The sequence below is a fragment of the Pseudoclavibacter helvolus genome (genome assembly GCF_049707175.1).
GTDB classification, from domain to species: domain Bacteria; phylum Actinomycetota; class Actinomycetes; order Actinomycetales; family Microbacteriaceae; genus Pseudoclavibacter; species Pseudoclavibacter helvolus_A.
The window spans coordinates 1-2,288 of sequence record NZ_JBNAFM010000037.1; the positions used below are offsets into that span (position 1 = coordinate 1).

Below are 2,288 nucleotides of genomic sequence, written 5' to 3' on the forward strand. Positions count from 1 at the left end.
GCTGCCTTCTGAGAACAGCAGCTCGCCATCGCGTGTCATTAGTGTGAATGACGTTGTTCCTTGGGGCTTGCCTGCTCCAGGAGTCACGAGTGCCTCCTCGAGGACTTCCTCGCCGAGGGGACAGCCGCCGACGTCCGTGAGTGAAGTCACTTCGAACTTGATTTCACTCTCGTTTGCCGCGTAAGTGCCGCCGATTTCATTGCAGCCGACGGTGGCTGAGAAGCGTCCTCCTGAAAGCTCGATGACGGCTAAGTCCAGGGAGTCACTATGGGTAGCATCCCCGTTACTTACCCGATACGAACCCGAACTGAGGGTTGTGGGTGCAGAGCATCCTGCGAGCAGGAGCAGCGTGCAACTGATCGCGATTAGCCGCTTCTCCATGGTTGCTGGCCCCTCGTTAGTACAGGCGAGACGATGTGTATCCAATGATGTACTTGATGTCTGTCATCACCATGAGGGGGCCGCTCGCTGGGAACTCTCTTCCTCGGTGGACCCCGAGTGCCAGGACGTTGTTGGTTCCCGCCATGTGGGCAAACCAAGGGCCTCCGCTGTCTCCGTGATCGGTGAGGTTGCCGGCGAAGAAATAGAGGTTGCAGTACGAGCTTGCGCAACCGGAGTACCGGTATGGGGCTGAGCCTTCGCCGGTCCTGGCTCCGCTATAGCCTGCATACGCTCCATAGTTCGGTGTGCCGCCCATGACTCCGACAACCGCCCCGGTCGTCGATGTGTTGACTCCCCCGCGCCAGATCCGGTTGTTGTAGGACCCGCCGAAGACGAATGCGACGTCGCGAGTAGGCATCAGAGTGTTGGTGACAGTGCCGAGGTTTCCAGCACTGTGCCACTGCTGCCCCACGCCGCCGCAGTGGGCTGCTGTGAGCATGTACGGGGTTCCGCCGTCGTTGCGCATGTTGAAGCCGGATGAACACCACGGGCCGTTTCCACCTGGCCAGTACATCTTCTGTCCAGCGGGGAATGGTCCAGCGTCCCAGTTTCGTGCGTCTTCTTCGCCTGCTTTGGTCTCCTCTACGATCGCGAGATCTCCGTAAGCTTTCGAGGCGTAGGAAGTGACGCGTTCCTCGTCTAGGGCGAAGATCACGACTTTGTTGTTCATCTGGTCAACGGCGGCACCGTGCACGACGTCGGCAATTTCCGGAGCACGCATAGCGTCGAGGAACACAGTGCAAATGTCTCTCACGCTTCCCTCGTCCTCGCGAGGCTCAAGGTTCAGATTGCTGCTGCCGATATTTGCAAGCAGCTCCGGAGCTTCGGACTTGAATTTTTCGGCTTGGTCTTTTGCGACGGGGATAGAGATCGTTGCGTTGCCGGCTTCGGCCTCGAGGGGTTCATTTTCGGTGGCGTAGAAGAAGCCGACGAGGTCTGGGTGCTTGTAGTAGAGGTCTCACTTCAGGTTTGTGAGTTCTTCGTGTGCCTTGGATTTGAAGGTGCTTCCCTCGGGCGTGAAAGAATACTCGCCAAGTTTGACGAGGCAATCCTCGAGGTCACTGTCCGAAACGGGCTGTGGGGCCTGGACTTGAATAGGGACGGCTTGCGCGGCGGGAATCCCCATGGAGCTTATGACTCCGAGCAGGGCAATGGTCCACACGACGTTGTGTGCTTTGGTCATGCGCTCAAGCTACCGCGCGTGCGAATGGACCGCAATAAGTGAGGCACGGTTCTTGAATGTCGGGGAATCCCCGGGTAGTTCGTTTCAGGGTGCACGTCGCGGCGCCCCTCAATCAGTCGGTTGCGTATGGGATGTCGTCGGCGAAGGTTGCGGTGAGTTGGACTCGGCCACGAAACTGGGCGGCGGTCGAGCGGAGGGCGTCGAGAGCCGCATGTTGATTGCTCGAGCTGCGATCGTGAACGTGCACAGTGACGGTGCAGATTTTGTCGGCACCGCAGCGAACGGCGAACCTCATGCCGTTGGGGCGTGGGGAGGCGCTCCGCAGAGCGTCGCGGATTGCTTCTTCGAGTTGGGCGGTCTTCCTGCTGTCGGAGGGGGCTCCGAGGTGCTGGGTGCGTGCCCGCAGCGCTGCGGCCTCGTACCCGAGTCGCAGTTTCTTGGGCAGATATGCGCGAGCACGTCTATCGAGGAACACGAAGGGGAAGGTCGTTGCTCCGAAGGAATTGGGGTACCGGTACGTGCTGCCATGTGGTGTCAGCTTGGATGCCATTCGCTCCACGCAGGACGAGTCGACCGCGCATTCGTAGGTTGTGGCGTCGTGCGGCCTGAACTGCCGGAGTCCGGTCCGGTGGCAGTAGACGCACTCGTAGGTCTCCACAGGGCT

The 2,288-nt window shown here is 59.8% G+C and carries 3 protein-coding genes; all 3 read right to left on the minus strand.

Annotated elements, in window-relative coordinates; translation table 11 throughout:
- Positions 1-381 (minus strand): hypothetical protein (locus ACPYN9_RS17155; protein WP_424468101.1); only part of this gene is annotated, 381 nt, incomplete at its 3' end.
- A 16-nt stretch (positions 382-397) separates the two neighbouring features.
- On the minus strand, positions 398-1,177 hold the full coding sequence (locus ACPYN9_RS17160; RefSeq protein WP_424468103.1) for a hypothetical protein: 780 nt from the start codon (positions 1,175-1,177) through the stop codon (positions 398-400).
- Positions 1,178-1,399: 222 nt separating this feature from the next.
- Positions 1,400-1,624, minus strand: a complete 225-nt coding sequence (locus tag ACPYN9_RS17165) for a hypothetical protein (protein ID WP_424468105.1) — start codon at positions 1,622-1,624, stop codon at positions 1,400-1,402.
- Positions 1,625-2,288 lie beyond the last annotated feature (664 nt).

Bases quoted from the DNA above. Each gene is read 5' to 3' on its own strand.
- ACPYN9_RS17165 (WP_424468105.1), bottom strand. From the start codon at position 1,624: ATGACCAAAGCACACAACGTCGTGTGGACCATTGCCCTGCTCGGAGTC.